At 35.9% G+C, this 2,147-nt stretch carries 3 protein-coding genes; all 3 read right to left on the bottom strand.

Annotation, left to right across the window (positions count from 1 at the left end; genetic code table 11):
* On the bottom strand, window positions 1-120 hold a 120-nt coding region (locus tag ACLUJM_RS13565), incomplete at its 3' end, for an N-acetylmuramoyl-L-alanine amidase (RefSeq protein ID WP_412413058.1).
* A 51-nt stretch (window positions 121-171) separates the two neighbouring features.
* Window positions 172-1,800, bottom strand: a complete 1,629-nt coding sequence (locus ACLUJM_RS13560; RefSeq protein WP_412413057.1) for a recombinase family protein — start codon at window positions 1,798-1,800, stop codon at window positions 172-174.
* Window positions 1,801-1,879: 79 nt separating this feature from the next.
* Window positions 1,880-2,002, bottom strand: coding sequence for a hypothetical protein (locus ACLUJM_RS13555; RefSeq protein ID WP_002323371.1), 123 nt, complete (start codon window positions 2,000-2,002; stop codon window positions 1,880-1,882).
* Between the last annotated feature and the right edge of the window lie 145 nt (window positions 2,003-2,147).

Below are 2,147 nucleotides of genomic sequence, written 5' to 3'. Positions count from 1 at the left end.
CTTCTCCAGCTGCTCTCCGATTTTCTGCGTGATCGCAAGGGTAATATCCTTTTCATAAACCCCGTCATAGGAAATGCTGCCGGTATCATATCCGCCATGTGCTGATTGTAGTTTACGCAAATTTTGATATGTATTCCCCAGTATATATGGGGAGTTAGAAATGTATTGAGATTAGATAGCCTTTTTCTCCAAGTCCTCACAGTAAACGCTTGAAAATAAATGTTCCAGCTCATTTCCGAAGTTGTATGAGATTTTAAGTTTGCGGTTTTCATAAACTGTTATCTGGTCTATCATTTCCACAATAATATCTCTGTCTAATTCTTCAATGTCTTTCAGTTCCAACAACCGCCTTAACCACGGTGTTTCAAAAACATCTTCTGTTACACTTTCCTTTTTCTTTTCTTCCAGCGTTTCAATCTGTTTGGAGTAAAGCGTTTCTTTTTGTTGATAGTCCTCTCGATAAGAAAGAAATTCTTCTTTAGAAATCAGTTCGTCTTTATAATCTTCATAAATTGACTTTTTCAACTTCTTCACTCTTTCAAGCTCTGCTTTTAACTTTGTCAGTTCTATGTCTGTTGATTTTCTGATTTTTGTTGCTGTGAAAGATTGTGATTTTACAAGTTCCTGCAAGTTCTCTACATTGCGGATAATCTGCTTTAAATCTCCCAGCACAATATCATTCAATACTTGAAACGGGAGCGTGTGCGGAGTGCAATAATCTTTTCCACCTCTTTTGTAAGTTCCACAATAGAATGAATAGGACTTACTTCCGTCGGCACGTCGCCAGAAATTTTTCATCATTGCCCGACCACAATCGCCACACTTGATAAAACCTGCAAAGATATTTTTATTTGTTTCTAAATCAATATCCCTATGCTTTTTCGTCAGCAGTTTTTGTACCTTATCCCACAGTTGACGGTCTATAATCGGTTCATGTGTATTTTCAACCCTTATCCAGTTTTCTTTCTCAACTGGACGCTGTTTGCTTCTCATACGTTGATGTTTCTTTCCTTGTACCATATTTCCAATATAAAGCTCATTTTGTAACATCACTTTAATCGTGGAATACGTCCAGTAAGAAGTTTTCTCTAAACGGTTGCAATTTTTGTAATTTTCGCCGTTGAGCTTTTTATATTCTGACGGACAAAGGATACCCTCTGCATTTAGTATTTTGGCAATGCTTTGTTTTCCTATTCCTTGTGCATACATAGTAAATACTCTTTTTACAACTTCGGACGCATATTCATCAATCACAAGTTTATTTTTATTTGCAGGAGATTTCTTATAACCATAACTTGTAAAAGCTCCGATAAATTCTCCTGCTTTCTGCTTTGATTTTACAGTCGCTTGAATTTTATTAGAAATATCTCTGGCATACTGTTCGTTGAATATATTTTTAATAGGAAGTAACATATCGTATGCCTGCTTCATACTATCAATATTATCTGTTACAGAAATAAAACGAACATTAAGCTCTGGAAATATTCTTTCCAAATATCGCCCCGTATCAATGTAATCTCGTCCGAAACGGGAAAGGTCTTTTACAACAACACAATTTACCTTGTTATCTTCAATGTCAGCAATCATTCTATGAAAGTCTGGTCTATTGAAATTCGTTCCCGTAAAACCGTCATCAATATAAACATCATATAAGATAAAGTCATCATGCTTGTTCACATATTCTGTTAAAAGTTTTCTCTGATTTCCTACACTATCGCTTTCTTCCTTATCTCCGTCCTCTCGTGATAATCTGATATAAATAGCCACGTTAAATAAGTTTGAACCTTTTTGATAAATCATTTTTCCACCTATTCAACTGCCGTACCTATGATAATATTATACCATAAAGTACGGCTTCTTTCCATTGTTTTCAAGGGTTTTACCCTCTTGATAGTCCTTTTTTTACATGAGATTTCACGATACGGACAAGCAATTCCTCTACGGAAAATTTACCTAAAAATTCCCGTTCTACGATATATTGTGCAGGTTCTTTTTTAGCCAAGTTATCAGCCCCCTTAGTCAGCTATCTATTCTCAACATACGCACATAGGCTTATCCAATATGCGTATTTTTCACAATGTTACAGAAGCAGACAGACGGCTTTGGAAAGCTCCGTTAGTATCTCAACTATTCCCATTCTTGTGGGC

This window comes from Finegoldia sp., from assembly GCF_046991905.1.
Taxonomy (GTDB): domain Bacteria; phylum Bacillota; class Clostridia; order Tissierellales; family Peptoniphilaceae; genus Finegoldia.
The sequence above is the reverse complement of the archived record's forward strand: the minus strand, read 5'-3'. Positions and strand labels throughout refer to the sequence as shown.

Coding starts and splice junctions, on each gene's coding strand:
- ACLUJM_RS13560 (WP_412413057.1), bottom strand. CDS start 1,800: ATGATTTATCAAAAAGGTTCAAACTTATTTAACGTGGCTATTTATATC.